Source organism: Mycobacterium sp. G7A2, assembly GCF_041902445.1.
Classification (GTDB): domain Bacteria; phylum Actinomycetota; class Actinomycetes; order Mycobacteriales; family Mycobacteriaceae; genus Mycobacterium.
This window is the reverse complement of record NZ_CP169251.1, coordinates 2,548,355-2,566,877: the sequence shown is the minus strand read 5'-3', so window position 1 is coordinate 2,566,877 and position 18,523 is coordinate 2,548,355. Positions and strand designations below refer to the sequence as shown.

The window sequence follows — 18,523 nt, the reverse complement described above, 5'->3', positions numbered from 1 at the left end:
AGGGCCACCCGTGACCATGGCGGAACGCGTACCGATGCTCGACCGTGAGCAGGCCCAGCTGCGAGCTGCCGAATGTGGGTTGCCCGAAGAGTTGGCAGACCTGTCGGTATTCCGCGTGGCACTTCATCAGCCGCGTGTGGCGGTTGCGCTGTATGGGCTGCTAGACGCGTTACTCTTCCGCGGTTCCCTTGACGCGCGGCTACGCGAGCTGGTCATCATGCGCATCGGCTGGATTACTGGCTCCGAATACGAATGGACTCAACATTGGCGAATCGCCACACTGCTCGGCGTGCCTGAGCATGATCTCCTGGCGGTGCGCGACTGGCAGAATTCCGAAAGCCTCGGGCCAGTCGAGCGTGCGGTCCTCGCAGCGACCGATGATGTGGTACGCGACGGGGTCATCTCCGAGGAAAACTGGGCTGGGTGCCAGAAGGCATTCAATAGCGATCACGCCGTTTTGGTCGAACTTGTCGGAGCAATCGCCAATTGGCGGCTCTTTTCGATCCTGCTTCGATCTCTGAATATTCCGCTTGAGTCCGGTACCGACGGCTGGCCGCCCGATGGGCGAGCTCCTCAGGGTTGCGATTGAGCGAAAAACGTGGACCGGTGCTTGACCGAAGCGGTCAGCGCCCCAATCGCCAGACCACGACCCGTGTCGTAGACGGACAAGTCCCCCCTCGGACACCGCATCACCACAGCGCATCGGCGCAGCTGGACGGCAGAGGTCGGGTCATTGCGACGCCGGTCGACGCACAGCTCGAACGCTGGGGCTGATCATCGCTTCCAGACCCACGGCTACGGGCTCGAGTCCGTTACCGACCGCCGCGGAGTCAGTACACGTCGCGCACGTAGCGCTTGTCCGCAACCAGCTGGCGCTTGTAGTCCCGGGCCGCATCGTCGCTCATGCCGCCATGGTCCCGGATGATCGCTGTCAGGGCGCGGTCGACGTCCTTGGCCATTCGGGTGGCGTCGCCGCAGACGTAGAAATGTGCGCCGTCCTGCAGCCAGTCCCACACATCGGCGCCGTAGTCGAGCATCTTGTGCTGCACGTACACCCGCTCGGCCTGATCACGCGAGAACGCGAGATCCAGCCGGTTCAGGTGCCCGTCGTCGACCATGTCGGTCAGATCGTCGCGGTAGTAGTAGTTCTGGGCGCGGTGCTGGTCGCCGAAGAACAGCCAGTTGCGTCCGGAGTGGCCCAGCGCGCGCCGTTCCTGCAGGAACGCACGGAACGGGGCGATGCCGGTGCCCGGCCCGACCATGATCATCGGGGTCTGCGGGTCCTGCGGGGGACGGAAGTGCGGGGACCGCTGCAGGAACACGGGCACCGGGGCGCAGTCGGGCAGCTCGGCCAGATGACTCGACGCCACCCCGGCGCGCGGCCCGCCGTCGGCGCCGACGTAACGCACCACCGACACCGTCAGCTGCACCTCGTGAGGACTGACCAGCGGGCTCGACGAGATCGAATACTGCCGCGGGGTCAGCCGGACCAGCACATGGGCCCACTCCTGCGGGTCCGCACGCACCGCGAACTCGCCCACCAGGTCAAGTCCGTTGCGCCTGCCCAGCCACGCCTGCAACTCGTCACGGTCACTGTGCAGCCTCTTCAGTGTCGCGTTGCGGGGAGCGTGCTCGGCGACGAACCCGACGAGGCCGGTGGTGACCTTGCACACGTCGAAGTGGCGGCGGATCGCCTCGCGCATCGGCATCTCGGCGCCGTCGACGACGACCGCCTCGTCACCGTGCAACCCGGTTGCGGTGAGCCAGCTTTCGATGACGAAGTCCGAGTTGGTCGCGTAGACGCCCAGTGAGTCCCCGGCCGCGTAGCTGACGTCGTGGGCGCTGATGTCGAAGCCGAACTGCCGCACGTCCTTGGCGGCTCCGGTCGGCGTGAGCCGGGTGTTACGGCACAGCGGCGCGTCGATCGGGTTCGCCCGGGTGAACAGCGTCGACTCGGGATCTGCGGCCGGCGCGGCCGTCTCGGAAGCTCCCTCGGTTCCGACGCGCGGCGGCGCATCGTTCGAGGGGGTCACGAGATCGACGACCGAGTCCGCCCATTGCGTCATCTGCTGTTGGTCGTAGGCCTCACAGTCGGTGCGGTCGAGCATCCTGGTGGCGCCCAGGTCCGCCAGGCGCGTGTCCAGTGACTTGGCGTGGCCGCAGAAGTTGTCGTAGGACCGGTCGCCGATGCCGAGCACCGTGTACTGCACTCCGGCCAGCGACGGCGCCTCCGGCGCCGTGAGCCGCTCCCAGAAGTCGGCGCCGTTGTCCGGGGGGCCGCCGTCGCCGAACGTACTGGTGACCAGGATGATCCGGTTCGCAGCTGCGAGCTCGGACAGCGGCGTGTCGTCCATGGCCTGCAACCGGGCGCCCGGTAGCCGCCCACCCAGTGTGCCGGCGAACTCCTCGGCGTTACCGGTCTGCGACGCCCACAGCACCAGCGGAGCATCTGTCGGCGCAAGCCCCGCCGCACTGTCGTCAGCGGTCCGCGGCAGCCGGGAGAACCGGCCGGCCAGCAGGCCGTCGGCCCACAGCCGGACCCGGGCGCTGACCGGGGCGGCGCCGGGCAGCACGGGAACCCCGGGCAGGCCACCGTCCAGCCCGGTCAGAAAGCCTGACAGGTAGAGCTTCTCGTCCTCGGTCAACTCGGGAGCGTCCGCGGTGACTGGCAGGGCCGACTCGACGGGTACGGGGGTCAGCCGCACCGCGCACACCTTGAACTCGGGCTGCAGCGACACCGGGTCGACGGCGTCGTTGGTGACGGCGTTGACCGCCAGCGCGTCGCCCTGCTCGTCGTTCCAGTGGAACGGCACCCACGTGTTGCCGGGGCGCACCCTGTCGGTGACGACGGCCGGCAGCACTGCCCGACCGCGGCGGGAGGACACCTCGACCTGACGTCCGTCCCAGATGCCCAGCGCCGCGGCGTCATCGGGATGGATCTCGATCGACGGAGCACTGTTGAGCTTGTTCAGCTTGGCGACTTTGCCGGTCTTGGTCATGGTGTGCCACTGGTGCTGCAGTCGGCCGGTGTTGAGGACCATCGGGAACTCGTCGTCAGGTAGCTCGGCGGCGTCCATGTGCGGACGGGCGTGGAACACGGCCCGACGCGACGGCGTTGCGAAGGCGAGCCGCGGACTCCGTCCGTCGGCGTCTGTGTGCAGGGTCTGGGAAACCCCGTCGTTGAGGTAGCGCAGTGGATTGCGGTCGGCGCACCCCGGCGGGGCAGGCCACTGCACCGGGGTTTCCCGCAGTCGCTGGTAGCTGACCCCGCGCAGGTCGTAGCCGGTGGCCGGATTGTGGAACCGGCGGATCTCGTCGAAGACATCTTCGCTGGTCTTGTAGCTGAACGCGTCGCCGAACCCGAGCTGGTGGGCGACCCCGCAGATCAACTCCCAGTCCGGGCGGGCATCCCCCGGCGGCGGGATCGATTGCGACAGCAGGGTCAGATTGCGGTCGGAATTGACCATCACTGCATCGGATTCGGCCCACAGCGTCGCCGGCAGCGCGATGTCGGCGTACCGGTTGGTCGCCGTGTCGGCGTACGCGTCCTGGGTGATCACCAACTCTGCGGCGCGCAGACCCTCGATCACCGACGCCCGGTTGGCGACGCTGGCCACGGGGTTGGTGCAGATGATCCACACCGCCTTGATCTCGCCGGTACCGAGCCGGCGGAACAGTTCCACGGTTCCCGGCCCGACGTCGGTGCGGATCGTGCCGGGCTCGAGGTCCCACTGCTGCTCGACGAAGACGCGGTCGTCGGCCGACAGCACCGTCCGCTGCCCCGGCAGACCCGGCCCCATGTAACCCATCTCCCGGCCACCCATGGCGTTGGGTTGCCCGGTCAACGACATGGGGCCGCTGCCGGGACGGCAGATCGCTCCGGTGGCCAGGTGCAGGTTGCAGATCGCGTTGGTGTTCCAGGTGCCGTGGGTGCTCTGGTTCAGCCCCATCGTCCAGCAGCTCATCCACTCCCCCGCCTCGGCGATCATCCTTGCGGCAGTGCGGATGTCGTCCTCGGCCAGGCCGGTGATCTCGGCGACCCGATGCGGCGGATAGTCGGCGAGAAACGCCGGCATGGCCTCCCAGCCTTCGGTGTGCTCGGCGATGAACTCGGTGTCGATGTCACCGCTCTGCACGAGCAGATGCAGCAGGCCGTTGAGCAGCGCCAGGTCCGTGCCGGGCCGGATCTGCAGGAACAGGTCGGCCTTGTCGGCCGTGGTGGTGCGGCGCGGATCGACGACGATGAGCTGCGCGCCGGCCTTGAGCCGGTCGACCATGCGCAGGTACAGGATCGGATGACAGTCGGCCATGTTCGACCCGGTCACGAAGAACAGGTCCGTGGAGTCGAAGTCGGTGTAGGAGCCGGGTGGGCCGTCGGAGCCCAGCGACTGCTTGAACCCGGTGCCCGCGCTGGCCATGCACAGCCGCGAGTTGGATTCGATGTGCATGGTGCGCAGGTAGCCCTTGGCCAGCTTGGTCGCCAGATACTGTGCCTCGATGGACATCTGGCCCGACACGTAGAGGGCCACCGCATCCGGGCCGTGCTCGTCGACGATGGCGCGCAGCCGCGCGCCGGCCTGCGCGAGCGCGTCGTCGACGGGCGTGCTCACCACATCATCGTCGCGGCCCGACCGTACCAGCGCGGTGGTCAGCCTGCCCTCGGTGGCGGCCATCAACTCGGCATGGGTGGCGCCTTTGGTACACAGCCGCCCGAAATTCGTGGGATGCAGGCGATCTCCGCTCACCCGGGCGATCACCGGAGCACCCGAAGCGGGGTCGGCGCGGGTCTCGACCGAGATACCGCACCCGACCCCGCAGTACGAGCACGCGGTGCGGGTCAGTGTCGATGAGTCGACTTGGTCTGCCATGGTCTCCTAGCACGTGTCGATTCGGCTGGGCTCACACCCCGACCTGACCCATGCGGGTGCTCTTGCGGATGTAGAAGAACCAGGTCACCGCCAGCAGCAGGATGAAGAACACCACGTAGAACTGCAACGCCGGCTGGATGTTGCCGAACTGGGCCTTCGACCAGGCGTAGGCCAGCGGCACCACGAACCCGCCGAACGCGCCGACCGACGAGATGATGCCGAGCGCGCCCGCCGCCTGGCGGCGCATGAGCACCATCGTCTCCGGGGCGCCGCCGGCGTCTTCACCCTTGACACGGAAGATCTTCGAGATCATCCGGTAGGTCGAGCCGTTGCCGATGCCCGTGGCGACGAAAAGGAACATGAAGGCGACAAAGAACATCGGCAGGTTCACCGCGTTCACCGACCACAGCGCCGCGGCGGCTCCGACCGCGAGCATCACGAAGCTCAGTGCCGTGATCCGTGCTCCGCCGTAGTGGTCGGAGAGCTTACCTCCCAGCGGACGGGCCACCGAGCCGATGCCGGCGCCGAGGAACGCCCATGCCAGCGCGATGTCACCCCGGTCGAAGACCGCTTTGAGCAGGGTGGGGAACGCCGCCGAATAGCCGATGAACGAGCCGAAGGTGCCGATGTAGAGCAGCGACATGATCCAGGTGTCACGGTGGCGCAACGACTGGAAGACCGGCTTCACATCAGCTTTGGCCTCGGTGAGGTTGTTCATGAACAGGAACGCGCACACCGCGGCGGCGATCGCCAGCGGAACGTAGAACAATCCCGCGCGCGACAGCGCCACGCCACCGCCGGCCACCACGACCAGCGGGATGATCTTCTGGGCCACCGCAACCCCGATGTTGCCGCCGGCGGCATTGAGTCCCAGCGCCCAGCCTTTCTCCCGTTCCGGGTAGAAGAACGAGATGTTGGCCATCGACGAGGCGAAGTTGCCACCGCCGAAACCCGCGGTGGCCGCGATCAGGCACAGTCCGACGAACGAGAAGCCGGGGTCGCTGACCGCCCACGACATCAACAGACACGGGATCAACAGCAGCAGAGCCGAAACCACCGTCCAGTTGCGGCCACCGAAAACCGGCACCGCGAACGTGTACGGGATGCGCAGGAACGCCCCCACACCGCTGGGTACGGCCACCAGCCAGAGCGCCTGGGTGGTGGTCAACGCCCACCCTGAGGCCGCCGCGCTGCCGTCGGCCGCGGCGGTCATCTGGACCACGACGATGCTCCACAGCAACCACACCGAGAAGCCGATGTGCTCGGCGAAGATCGAGAAGATCAGGTTGCGCCGAGCGATCGGGCGGCCGGTGCCGTTCCAGAACTCCGGGTCCTCGGGCCGCCAGTCGTCGATCCAGTGCTTGCCCTTGTGGTGGGTCTGCGGGGGTGCCGCGATGTCGGGCGCCGGGTTACTCGTGACCGTCACGGGGTCTCTCCTCGGGAATGGTGGCTGGGGCCGAACTGTCCAGGCGCCGTCTCGGAGCCATGGCTGTGCAGTCGACGCTAGGAATCCCGTGTTACGGACCCTGACGACAGCCGTTAAACGGCCGCAACAAAGATCTCAACGCCGCCGAATCGGCGATGTCAGCGACGGTATTCATCGCTGAATCATCAACGAAACAATGCCGTAACACCTGCGTCCTAGCTTCGGGCTGAGGCCGCAATTCCACCCGCTGTCGGCTTTTCCACGCTAGCGCTGAATCTGTTGTCGCACAACGTTTAGCGTCTCGACCGGACAATGCACCGGCTGAGAGCAGCCCGGCCGACGACCGCGACTCCACGAGAAGGTGAGACCAGCGCATGACCGACGGCAGCACGCCCCGATTTCTGCAAGGCACGTTCGACTTCGACGGCAGCGGCTACGACAAGCCGGCTCCACTCGATGATTCACTGCGTTACACCGTGCCCGCCGGGGCCACGACGCAACCGGTGTATTTCCGCGGCGGGAACTCCAGCGATCAGATGATCACCGTCGTGCTCTGCCGCGACGGCGCACCGATGCGCTACTTCCCGATCGCCGCCCGAGGCGCCACCCATGTGGCGCTGCGGGTGGTCGAGGATCTTCTCGCCGACACCGTGCTCGAACTGCAGGTGGCCGCGCCCGGAGGCGCGTCCGGCACCGTCATCGTCGACCTCGGGTTGGTGGAGGTCTAGATGACCGTCGTCGAGACCGCTTCCGCCAACGGACAGGCACACCCGACCGCCAAGGCCAATCTCGTCGTCGTCGGCAATGGCATGGCGGGCATCAGGGCCATCGAGGAGGTTCTGGCCCGCGATGGTGCCGAGAGGTTCACCGTCACGGTGTTCGGTGACGAGCCGTACGGCAACTACAACCGGATCCTGCTGTCGAACGTGCTGGCCGGCGTCGACGATCCGGGCGAGATCTACCTCAACGCGATGGACTGGTACACCGACAACGGCATCGACCTGCGGGCCGGAGTCCGTGTCGTTCGCGTCGACACCTTCGCCCACCTCGTGTACGCCGACGATGGCACCGCGATGCGGTACGACAAGTTGATCCTGGCCACCGGCAGCCGCTCGTTCTTTCCGCCGATGGCCGGGCTGTGGGCCGACAACAAGACGCTGGCTGACGGCGTGTTCGGGTTCCGCACCCTCGACGACACCGCGGCCATGATCGGTGAGGCGGCTACCCGCACGAAGGCCGTCGTCATCGGCGGCGGACTGCTGGGCCTGGAAGCCGCGCGCGGGCTGCAGAACCGGGGGTTGACTGTGGACGTCGTGCACGCCGGGCCGACGTTGATGAACGCCCAACTCGACGAACTCGGCGGCGACATCCTGCGCAAGTCGGTCGAGGGCCTCGGCATCGGCGTGCACACCGAGAAGCGGACCACCGAGGTCGTCGTCGAGAACGGCAGACTGTCGCGGGTCCTGTTCGCCGACGGATCCGGCCTGGACTGCGACATGTTGGTCATCGCCGCCGGCATCCGGCCCAATGTCGGGCTGGCGCAACGGGCAGGGCTGACCGTCGAACGCGCCATCGTCACCGACGACCACATGCGCTCGGTGGACGACGACGACGTCTACGTCGTCGGTGAGTGCGCCCAGCACCGCGGCCAGGTCTACGGCCTGGTGGCCCCGCTGTGGGAGCAGGCCAAGGTACTCGCCGACCACCTGACCGGAAGGGATGCGTCGTCGGCGTATCACGGGTCGCGGGTGGCGACCAAGCTCAAGGTCGCCGGGGTCGACGTCGCCTCGATGGGCATCAAGGCACCCGAGCATCCCGACGATGAATTCGTGCAGTACTCCGAACCCAAGCACGGTGTCTACAAGACGATCGTGATCCGCGACGGCAAGCTGGTGGGTGCCACGCTGGTCGGCGACGTCTCCAAGGTGTCGTTCCTCACCCAGGCTTTCGACAGTCAACTGCCGCTGCCCGACGAGCGCGTGGAGCTGATGTTCGACATCGGCACCCCCGACGTCGAATTGGGGGTCGCCGAACTGGCCGACGACGCGCAGGTGTGCAACTGCAACGGGGTGTCCAAGGGCGCGTTGGTGTCCTGCGTGCAGGACGGCGAGAAGTCGGTCAGCGGCGTGATGGCCAAGACCAAGGCCGGCAAGGGTTGCGGCTCCTGTAAGGAGCTGGTCTGCCAGGTCGTCGAGTGGGCGGCCGGCGGAGCGGTGACCGAAGACCCGTCGGCGTCGTGGTACGTCCCTGGGATTCCCTACGACAAACCGACGCTGATGCACCACATCCGCGAGCTCAAGCTGCATTCGGTGTCGTCGGTGTTCGCCGCGTTGGCGCCCGACGGCAAGGAGGACGCCGGATCGAAGATGGCGCTGGCGTCGCTACTGGACATGATGTGGGCCGACGAGTACGTCGACGAGCGGGACGCCCGCTTCATCAACGACCGGGTGCACGCCAACATCCAACGCGACGGCACCTTCTCGGTGGTGCCGCAGATGAAGGGCGGTGTCACCAGCGTCGCGCAACTCCGCAAGATCGCCGATGTCGCCGAGAAGTACGAGATCCCGATGATCAAGCTGACCGGCGGACAGCGCATCGACCTGCTCGGAGTCCGCAAAGAGGATCTGCCCGCGGTGTGGGCGGACCTGGACATGCCGTCGGGGTATGCCTACGGCAAGAGCTTCCGGACCGTGAAAACGTGTGTGGGCAGCGACTTCTGCCGCTATGGCGTGGGTGATTCCACCGCACTGGGCATCGCGATCGAAGAGCGCTACCAGGGGCTGGCCAGCCCGGCGAAGATGAAGCTGGCCGTCACCGGCTGTCCCCGCAACTGCGCCGAGGCACTGTGCAAGGACCTCGGCGTCGTCGCCGTCGACGGCGGCCGGTGGGAGATCTATGTCGGCGGCGCGGCGGGCGCGCACATTCGCAAGGGCGACCTGTTGGCCACCGTCGATTCACCCGAGGAGGTGATGACGCTGACCGGACGCTTCCTGCAGTACTACCGTGAGGGCGCCAATTGGCTTGAGCGAACGTACAAGTGGGTGCCTCGGGTCGGCATCGAGCACCTGCAGGAGGTGCTCGTGGAGGATCCCGACGACGACTTCGTCGCCGGTCTCGACGAGCGCATGCAGAAGTCGATCGACGCCTACCGCGACCCGTGGCGAGACGGGCAGGAACCGCGTTCGGAGGGCCAGTTCCGGTCGTCGCTGCCGTTGCTGCCGTTGCCGAAGGTGCCGGTCCGATGAGGGCGACGACCGCGTTGAGACTGCGTCCAGCGTCGTGTTTTCGGTGAAAATCCCGCTGCTGGCGCAGTCTCAACGGAAGGTGTGGCGATGACCGAGGTGGGCCGCCTGGACGAGGTGCCTGTCGGCGAGGGGCGCACGTTCGCCGTCGACGGCGAGCAGATCGCCGTCTTCCGGCTCCGCGACGGGTCGCTGCGGGCCGTCGGTGCGGTCTGCCCGCACAAGGGTGGACCGTTGGCCGACGGCCTGGCCGACGACCGGGTCATCGTGTGCCCGCTGCACAATCACACGTTCGACCTGTGCACGGGCCGTGAGGTGTCCGGGGCGGACATGTCGGTGCCCTGCTACGCGGTCACCGAGGTCGACGGCACGATCCGGGTCACGCTGACCTGAACGGGGTCAGAGACGCGGCGAGTGTGGGTGCAACTCGTCACCGCCGCGCCGTGGCCAGTCCGTCACCGCGTGAATGTGGATGCCCAGTCGACGAAGATCTCGACGAACATTGCCGGGTCCTGGCCGTGCATGGAGTGACCCATCATCGGAAACGACCGGTAGGTGAGCGGCGCGCCGCCACCTTTGACCAACTGGGTCACCCGCCCGGCCTGCACGTCCGAGCACGCGCCGATCAGCCCCCCGGAGCTCTCGTCGATCATCCGGAAGTGATGGGTGAACAGCACCGGAACCTTCACCTGGCTCAGCATCACGTGATGGGGGCAGCTGGCGGCGAACGCTCCGGTGATGAAAGCCTTGCCCCACTCGGGGTCGTACTCGCGCAGGTTCTGGGCCGGCTCCTCGGTACCGACGACCAGCGCGACGTGGGCCTGCCAGTCGGCCAGTTCCTCCGGCACCGCGGCGACGAACCCGTCCCAGTCGCCGACGCTCCACTGGTCTCCGAGATATTTCGCCCACATCCCGAACAGCGGACCGATGCTGTCGGTGATCGGCGGCCCCACGACGGGCGCGGTCTCCGAACTGAAGAACGGCGGATCTTCCCAACATGCCGCGATCACCTGGCCGGGCTTGGCGTAGGCGGAGAGCCAGGCGCTGGCCAGGCCCCCTGAGGACAGACCGCTGATGAAGGCCGGACGACCGATGACCCCGTCGAGAAAACGAACGAGGTCGTTTCCGATGTTGTCGAGGGTGTACCGATGCGGGGTCCTGGTGGAACGGCCCTGCCCGCGAAGGTCCACGGCGTGCACCTGGAAGTGCTCCGCCAGGAGCGGCATCACCGCCTCATAGCCCCACCAGGATTCCGACTGGCCTGGGATCAGCAGCAGCGCCGGCTTGTCGGACCGGCCGGTGACTGCGTAGTTGAGCTCGACCTCGCCGGTGTCGAAGAGTTGTTCGGCGTAGTCGTGCGCGACATAGGTGGCTTCCGGAGCGTGCGGGCCGAAAACACCTGCGTACCTTCCCATGCCTTCAGGTTGTCACACCGTCCACGAGCTCGGACGCGTCGGCTACACGACGGTGTCGTCGGTGATCGTGCCGGTGCCGGTGCCGTCACCGACGGTGGCACCGGTCGGGCTGGACAGCGTGACCAGGAAGCTCTCGGTGCCCTCGGCGACGGTGTCGCCGAGCACCACCACGCTGATGGTCTTGCTGGTCTCCCCCGGTGCGAACGTCAGCGTGCCGGTGGCCGCGACGTAATCGTCGCCGCCGGTGGCGGTGCCGTTGGACGTCGCGTACTGCACCGTCACCGTCTGGTTCGACGGCTGGGCCAGGGTCACCACGAAGTTCGCCAGCACACCTGAGGTGCCCTCGTCGAAGTCGAACTGCAACGCCTCGAGATAGACCAGCTTGTTCGCGTTGACCGTGTTCCAGTCGTCGGCCAGGATGCCGCCGGTGTCGGTCGAATTGGGGTTCCACGACCAGAACGTCCACGACATGTCCTCGGTGCCCGCGGCGATGTCGATGGTGCCGTCGTTGTCGAAGTCACCCGACAGGTACGACGTGATCGCCTCGTACCAGACGACGTCCTTGGGATCGCTGAGCCTGGTACCGAACTCGCCGAGATAGATCGGGGCGATGTTCTGCTCGTAGATGTAACCCCACATCTGCTCGAACTTGTCGGGCAACGCGTCCCCGAAATCGGCGCCCTGGAACCACGGTTGGGCGTAGACCGAGTTCGGATAGTCGTGCGGCGAATACACCACCCGGTCGGCCACGTCGAGCACGATGGGCCGGTCGGCCACCCCCATCAGGTTGCCGCCCCACCAATAGTGCTGTCCCTCATAGCTGGCCACGCCCTCGACGAAGATCAACCAGTTGTCGTTGACCGCCAGAATCGCATTGCCGGCACGCTCGGCGGCCGCCGCCCAGTCGGTCGCGCCCCCACCGCCCCACGTCCCGTTGTGCGGTTCGTTGTGCAGGTCGGCCCCGATCACGGTGGGGTCGTCAGCGTAGCGCGCGGCCAGCATCTGCCAATCCGCGATCCACTGCGCCTCCGTGTACTGGCCCTCGTACCACAGCCCGTTGGCGGTGGCGCCGGCCCCGGCGCTGCTGCGGTGGTGGTCGAGGATCACCCGAAGCCCGACCTCGCCGGCATAACGGATGACCTCGTCCATGATCTCGATCGGGGTCAACCCGGCCAGTTCGGGGTTGCGGTAGAAGTCGATGCCGGACGGCATCTTGGTGGTGTGCAACATCTCACTGGAGTAGGGCAGCCGGATGGTGTTGAACTCCAGGGCCACCATCTGATCCATCATGTCCTGATAGTTGCGGGTCCACAGCCCGTGCGGCGTGAAGATGTCGCTCTCCATGCCGAACCAGTTGATACCGGCGATCTGCACGGGATTGCCTGCCGAGTCGACGATCTGGTTACCCGATGTGCTGAACCAGCCGGGGGCGACGCCGCTGCCGGGCGCGCCTTCGACCACCGACGCGTCGGAGATGCTCAGCATCAGGTTCGCCGGGTTGATCACGTCGTCGTTGACGATGGTGCCGGTCGCGGAGCCGTCGGCGACCGTCACCCCGGACGGGCTGGACAGGGTCAGCGTGAACGTCTCGTCGGTTTCGGCAGTTCCGTCCCCGGTGACGGTGACGCTGATCTGCTGGGACAACACCCCGGGCGCGAAGGTGATGGTGCCGTCTGCGGCGGTGTAGTCCACCCCGGCCGTCGCGGTCCCGTTCGAGGTCACATACCCCACCGACACCGCCTCATCCGAGGCCGCATCCAACGTCACCGTGAACGTCAACTGCGTGGTGCCACTGTTGCCTTCGACGACCGACGCATCAGCCACCGACACCTTCGGCACCACCGGCGCGGGCCCACCGGTCGACGACCCGTTGACCTTGAACCCCGTCACCGCCGACGACCCACCACCGGGCGCCGCCTGGAAACCGAACTCCACACTCTGCCCCGCGGCCACCTTGGCGTTCCACGACGCATTACGCACCACATAGTGCTGACCGACATGACTGACGATCTCGGCGTTCCAGATATTGCTGATCTGAGCCGGCGTATCGAACTCCACCGTCCAGCCGTCAAAGGCCGAACCCGCAGTCACCTTCACCCCGGCCACGAAACCTGAACCCCAGTCATCGGAGACCACATAGGTCACCGACGACGCACCCGGCGTCGGAGTCGGCGCCACATCATCATTGGTGATCGTGCCCACCGCCGAACCATCAGCGATCGTCGCCCCCGACGGATTCGACAAACTCACCGTGAACGTCTCGTTCCCCTCCACCGCGGTATCCCCGGTGACCGTCACATGCACCATCTGCGAGGTCACCCCGGGCGCGAACGTCACCACCCCGGATCCCGCCGTGTAGTCCACGCCCGCCGTGGCGGTCCCGTTCGACGTCACATACCCCACCGACACCGCCTCATCCGAGGCCGCATCCAACGTCACCGTGAACGTCAACTGCGTGGTGCCACTGTTGCCTTCGACGACCGACGCATCAGCCACCGACACCTTCGGCACCACCGGCGCGGGCCCACCGGTCGACGACCCGTTGACCTTGAACCCCGTCACCGCCGACGACCCACCACCGGGCGCCGCCTGGAAACCGAACTCCACACTCTGCCCCGCGGCCACCTTGGCGTTCCACGACGCATTACGCACCACATAGTGCTGACCGACATGACTGACGATCTCGGCGTTCCAGATATTGCTGATCTGAGCCGGCGTATCGAACTCCACCGTCCAGCCGTCAAAGGCCGAACCCGCAGTCACCTTCACCCCGGCCACGAAACCTGAACCCCAGTCATCGGAGACCACATAGGTCACCGACGACGCACCCGGCGTCGGAGTCGGCGCCACATCATCATTGGTGATCGTGCCCACCGCCGAACCATCAGCGATCGTCGCCCCCGACGGATTCGACAAACTCACCGTGAACGTCTCGTTCCCCTCCACCGCAGTATCCCCGGTGACCGTCACATGCACCATCTGCGAGGTCACCCCGGGCGCGAACGTCACCACCCCGGATCCCGCCGTGTAGTCCACGCCCGCCGTGGCGGTCCCGTTCGACGTCACATACCCCACCGACACCGCCTCATCCGAGGCCGCGCTCAACGTCACCGTGAACATCACGTGGGTCTGCCCGCCGTCGCCCTCGACGACGGAGGCATCGGAGATCGACAGCGTGGGTAGCGCGTCGCCGACGTCGTTGGCGGTGCCGTAGTCGTTGAAGACGGCACTGAAGCTGCCGGCGGGCAGGTCGAGGCCCGATGCGGTGGGTGAGGCCTGCCCGAGGCTGCCCGGGGTGTCGCGGGCCACCGACCACATCGACAGCATCCCGAGACCCTTGGCGCGGGCGAACTGTTCGAGCGCCTGGGCGTCGGCGACCGTGAACACCTCGGTGGTGACGTCGTTGACCCCGATCATCGGCGTCACCCCGACCTGGTTCCAGCCGAAGGACTGACCGAACTCGCCGTAGAGCGCGGACAATTGGGCATAGGTGGACTCGGCGGCCTGGATCGCGTAGGCGCCCATGGTCTTGGCGTTCGGGCCGCTGGTCGGCGCGGCGGACTCGCCGTAGTCCATCGCCATCACGTTGACCCCGTCGAGTGTGACGCCCGCGTCGATCGCCGAACGGACCACGTTCAGGCCGTCGGCGGTCAGGCCCGTGGGCAACACCGGCAGCGTGTACCACACCTCAAGATCGGGCAGATCCTGCTGCAGCAATGCCAACGCCTGGCTGCGCAACGCGATCGAGGCAGCGTCGGCTACCGCGGCCCCCTCGATGTCGAAGTCGATTCGATGCAGTGAATACGTCTGTGCGACAGCGACGTAGGCGTCGGCCAGGGAACGGGCACTGAGTCCGCGGGTGGCGTACCACTGGGCCAGGCTGGTGCCGGAGGCTCCACCGAGTGAGATCATCACGTCACCGCCGGCCGCCTGTAGCGCCGCGATGGAACTGTTGATGGCCTGAGCCTGTTCGAAGTCCGAATCGGGCGCCAACGCAGACAGACCGGCCCATGCCAGCTTGCCGTCGGGGGTGGCCTGCAGGAAGCCGAGCGTCACCAACGAGGCACCGCGACTCTGCGCGATAGCAACGAGGTCGGGGACGGGCCACAGACCCATGTCGACGTAGGGAGCGTAGAACGCCTCTCCCCACAGTTCGTCGCCCGGGTTGCCTGAGTTGAGGCCGGGCATGGTGGTGACGGTGTCGTCGTCGGTGATGGTGCCGATCGCGCTGCCGTCGGCCAGCGTCGCGCCGACCGGGCTCGACAGTGTGACTGTGAACGTTTCGTTCGGCTCTGCGGCGGCATCACCGATGACGTCGACATGAACGAGTTGTGTCGTGACGCCCGGCGCGAACGTGACGGTGCCCGTGGTGGCGGTGTAGTCCACACCGGCAATGGCCGTGCCGTCAGACGTCGAGTACTGCACGGTCACGGTCTCGTCGGACGCCTTGTCCAAGGTCACCGTGAACATGAAGTGGCTGTGCTCGCCATCGCCCTCGGCGACGGTGAGGTCGGCGATGGACACCGCCGGCGGAGTCGACGGGGCGGTGTCGACGTCGTCGTTGACGATGGTCGCGACGCCCACGCCGTCACCGATGACAGCGTTGACCGGCGCCGACAGGTTCAAAGTGAACTGCTCGTCGAGCTCGATCATGGTGTCACCGGTGACCGCGACATTCACCGTCTTGACGGTCTCACCGGCGGCGAAGGTCAGCGTGCCGACCGTGGGCGTGTAGTCGGCGCCCGCCGCGGTGGCGGTGCCGTTGGCTGTGGAGTAGCTGACTGTGACCGGCTGACCGGCCGGCTCGGACAGGGTCACTGTGAAGGTCAGCGTCGTGGAATCCGAGTCACCTTCGGAGGCGCTGGCGTCACCGACGGAGACGGTCGGACTCGAAACCGGCGGCGCCGCGTTGGAGATCAGCGTCTGCCACTTGGCGCGGGCAGTGTCGTCGAGGGCGACGATGTTGCTCATCTGGAGCTCACCGAGGCCGACACCGGTCAACGTGTAGGACTGGTTGTTGTTGACAATGGCGATGCGGGTCGAGCCACTGACTTCGTCAACGGCGAATTCGTGGGCTTTGAACCAGCCGAAGTCCAGGGTGTCGGCGGCAGGGTCGAAGTCGAGCGTGGTGTGGGTGCCGTACTGCCACGCGATCGTCGTGGTGGTGCCGGCCTGCCCGCTCGGGGGCGCACCGTTTCCGGCGGCCGTCGGCCAGTTGTCGGTGCCGGCGATCGGCACTCCCTGGGGAAGCACTTGCGAGTTGGGCACGGTGCCGATGCCGAGCTGCAGGTGCAACCGGTCCTCGCGGACCTGGGCGCTGTGGAAGACGAAGTTCGTGGCGGTGAGCTGGGAGGTGGTGACGCCCTGCAGGATCAGGGCCTGACCGGTCCCCGCGTTCGAGATGACGACGCCTTCGGGGGTGTCTGTCATGTAGAGCTGTTCGCGGGTGCCGTAGTAGCGGAAGTCGACGACGTCGGTGGCGGCGTCGAATGCGACGCGGTCGATCTGGCCCACTTCGTGGGACCGCGCATACACCGTGGCGGGCGCCGCGGCGACGCCGTGTTCCCACGCCAGTGCGCCCGAAAGATCCTGGCGCAGGTGATCGTTGATGATCGGGGTGAAGCTGTCGACGGTGAGCTGACCCAGCGACACACCCTGGACGATCGCCGTCTCACCTGACCACGGGTTGCGGAACCCGACGCCTTCGGCGGTGTCGACGACGATGAAGTTGTGCACTGACACGTCACCGAGGTCGAGTTTGTCCTTGGCCGGGTCGAAGCCGACGATGTCCGGCCCTGACGCGCTGACCTGATACACCGATCCGCTGCCGGTGGAGGTGGCCTGCGCCGCGGCCAGCAGCATGGCGGTCGGCGCGGCGGCTGCAGACGTCTCACCGCCACCGGCCTCGGCGGCGGAGACGGTTACGGTCACCGGGACCTCGGTGGTGCGCGGGCCGGCGGACAGCAGCCGGAACCCGGTGTCGCGGACCCGGATGACGAAGGTGTCGGTGCCACCAGCGGCGGCGAGATCCGGGCCGGCGGTGTAGACGAAGTCGCCGTCCGCGTCGACGGTCACCGCACCCTGGCCGGGCGCCTGAACCACGCTGTAGCGCAACGGGTCGCCCTCGGGATCCGTGGCGCCCAGCGACCCGGTGAGGACTCCCGGCCCCGCCTGCCCGGTCAACACCGGCGCGGCGGTGGGCCCGTCGTTGGAGAACAACCGGTCCATCTCGCGCCGGATCGCCCCGAACACCGCGGTGACGAATTCGAAGGTCGGCAGCGGGACGCCGGTGTCGCCGGCCGACGGCCCGATTCCGAGGAGCCCCAGGAACTTCGACACCAACCCGGCCAGACCCGTGGTCGCGGACTGCGGTGCCGGGTCGACCGACGCGTCGTCCGTGTCGACGACAGTGGTGGCGTCGGGCGCCGACTGCTGCCGCAGCGCCGTGGCGGCGGACCGGGCGGTTGTCGCCGGCTGACCGCCGTCACTGCCGACCGCGGCGTCGGTCGGAGCAGGCTCGGACTGCGGCTCGGACTGCGGCTCAGACGCGGTCTGCGCATCCGGCTCGGACTCGGCCGGCGCCTCCTCTGCCGGTGGCGATCCGTACGCAGACCCAGCAGAGCCGTCGGCCGGATCGGCTGCGACGGCGCCGTTCGACTCGACATCACCGACAGGGGAATCCAGGTCGACACCGGGGCTCACCTGGCCTTCGGCACCGACATCGGAGGTGTCGTCCGGGTCGGCGGCGTCGTCATCGGAGCCGGCCGGGTCGGCAGCCCCGTCGGCAACGACGACCCCGTCTTCCTCCGCAGCGACGGCCTCGGGCTCGTCGTTCTGTTCGTCGTCGACCATCTCGTCCAGTTCGTCGGCGACGGCGTCCGCGGCATCGACGTCGTCCTGTTCGGCGTCATCGAGGGCGGTGTCACCCGCACCTGCCGGGTCGGCGTCCGAGTTCGAGTCGTCGGGATCTGTCGAGGCCTCCGCGGCCGCCCCGGTCCTCGCCGCCTCGGTGCTGGCGTTGTCGGGACCGGCTCCACTGGTGCTGCTCTCGTCGGAGGGGTCCGCAGTAGCCACCGCTGGACCGGCCAACCCGATCCCCAACGCCACAGCTAACACACCAACACGTCCGACAAATCGTCCGTAACCCATCAGCAACGCACTCCCGTCTCACCTCAGCGCCCGCATCTCGGTGGCCGGCCCCGGCCTGGATTCCGATCACGAAACGATATTAACGACTGTGAAAAGCATTCAACCCGACTTCCGACGGCAGCGTCAAGGATGAAGGTTTCTTGACCCAGATGCGCCGTCACAGACACATAGTTGACCTATCTAAGCTAACTCGAAGGACAACGTCTTGTAGCATCATCTAGCAGCTCAGATCGGCTGATCGTACAAGTGCAAGCCACTTTCGGCAAATATCATTATCGGCCTTGAAGAGATCCCGTCAGCCAGCCGACAGGTAGTCCGGCGACTAACTTCTTTGCGATTGTCGAATACGCGAACAATGAGCGCGGCAGTGTCCAAATGAATGACAACATCGGTGACCACGGGACTACATCGCCTCGGCCGAGT

At 66.9% G+C, this 18,523-nt stretch carries 8 protein-coding genes; 4 read left to right on the top strand and 4 right to left on the bottom strand.

Going from position 1 to position 18,523, the window contains the following annotated elements; genetic code table 11:
• The first annotated feature begins 10 nt into the window (after positions 1-10).
• Complete coding sequence (locus ACEWX3_RS12335; RefSeq protein WP_014382408.1) at positions 11-589, top strand: carboxymuconolactone decarboxylase family protein; 579 nt, start codon at positions 11-13, stop codon at positions 587-589.
• Positions 590-830: 241 nt separating this feature from the next.
• On the opposite strand, the gene ACEWX3_RS12330 is transcribed toward ACEWX3_RS12335, so the two are convergent.
• On the bottom strand, positions 831-4,868 hold the full coding sequence (locus tag ACEWX3_RS12330) for a molybdopterin-dependent oxidoreductase (protein WP_374159538.1): 4,038 nt from the start codon (positions 4,866-4,868) through the stop codon (positions 831-833).
• Positions 4,869-4,899: 31 nt separating this feature from the next.
• Complete coding sequence (locus tag ACEWX3_RS12325) at positions 4,900-6,294, bottom strand: MFS transporter (RefSeq protein ID WP_207067041.1); 1,395 nt, start codon at positions 6,292-6,294, stop codon at positions 4,900-4,902.
• Between the two features lie 374 nt (positions 6,295-6,668).
• Here ACEWX3_RS12325 and ACEWX3_RS12320 point away from each other — a divergent pair, with 374 nt between their 5' ends.
• The 3 genes from ACEWX3_RS12320 (at position 6,669) to ACEWX3_RS12310 (ending at position 9,929) form a co-directional block, all read left to right on the top strand.
• The gene (locus ACEWX3_RS12320; protein WP_221358701.1) at positions 6,669-7,022 is read left to right on the top strand and encodes a molybdopterin oxidoreductase; all 354 of its coding nucleotides are present in this window, start codon (positions 6,669-6,671) and stop codon (positions 7,020-7,022) included.
• A complete protein-coding gene (gene nirB, locus ACEWX3_RS12315) occupies positions 7,023-9,539 on the top strand; it encodes a nitrite reductase large subunit NirB (RefSeq protein WP_374159537.1) in 2,517 nt (838 codons plus the stop codon).
• Between the two features lie 87 nt (positions 9,540-9,626).
• Positions 9,627-9,929, top strand: a complete 303-nt coding sequence (locus tag ACEWX3_RS12310; RefSeq protein WP_207067038.1) for a Rieske 2Fe-2S domain-containing protein — start codon at positions 9,627-9,629, stop codon at positions 9,927-9,929.
• A 62-nt stretch (positions 9,930-9,991) separates the two neighbouring features.
• Here the strand turns inward: ACEWX3_RS12310 and ACEWX3_RS12305 are convergent, their stop codons facing one another.
• A complete protein-coding gene (locus ACEWX3_RS12305; protein WP_374159536.1) occupies positions 9,992-10,951 on the bottom strand; it encodes an alpha/beta fold hydrolase in 960 nt (319 codons plus the stop codon).
• Positions 10,952-10,993: 42 nt separating this feature from the next.
• Positions 10,994-18,025, bottom strand: coding sequence for a Calx-beta domain-containing protein (locus tag ACEWX3_RS12300; RefSeq protein WP_374159535.1), 7,032 nt, complete (start codon positions 18,023-18,025; stop codon positions 10,994-10,996).
• Positions 18,026-18,523 lie beyond the last annotated feature (498 nt).

What these genes read in the sequence shown, in the direction of transcription:
- ACEWX3_RS12305 (WP_374159536.1), bottom strand. Translation starts at nt 10,951, where the DNA reads ATGGGAAGGTACGCAGGTGTTTTCGGCCCGCACGCTCCGGAAGCCACC.
- ACEWX3_RS12320 (WP_221358701.1), top strand. Translation starts at nt 6,669, where the DNA reads ATGACCGACGGCAGCACGCCCCGATTTCTGCAAGGCACGTTCGACTTC.
- ACEWX3_RS12310 (WP_207067038.1), top strand. Translation starts at nt 9,627, where the DNA reads ATGACCGAGGTGGGCCGCCTGGACGAGGTGCCTGTCGGCGAGGGGCGC.
- ACEWX3_RS12330 (WP_374159538.1), bottom strand. Translation starts at nt 4,868, where the DNA reads ATGGCAGACCAAGTCGACTCATCGACACTGACCCGCACCGCGTGCTCG.
- nirB (WP_374159537.1), top strand. Translation starts at nt 7,023, where the DNA reads ATGACCGTCGTCGAGACCGCTTCCGCCAACGGACAGGCACACCCGACC.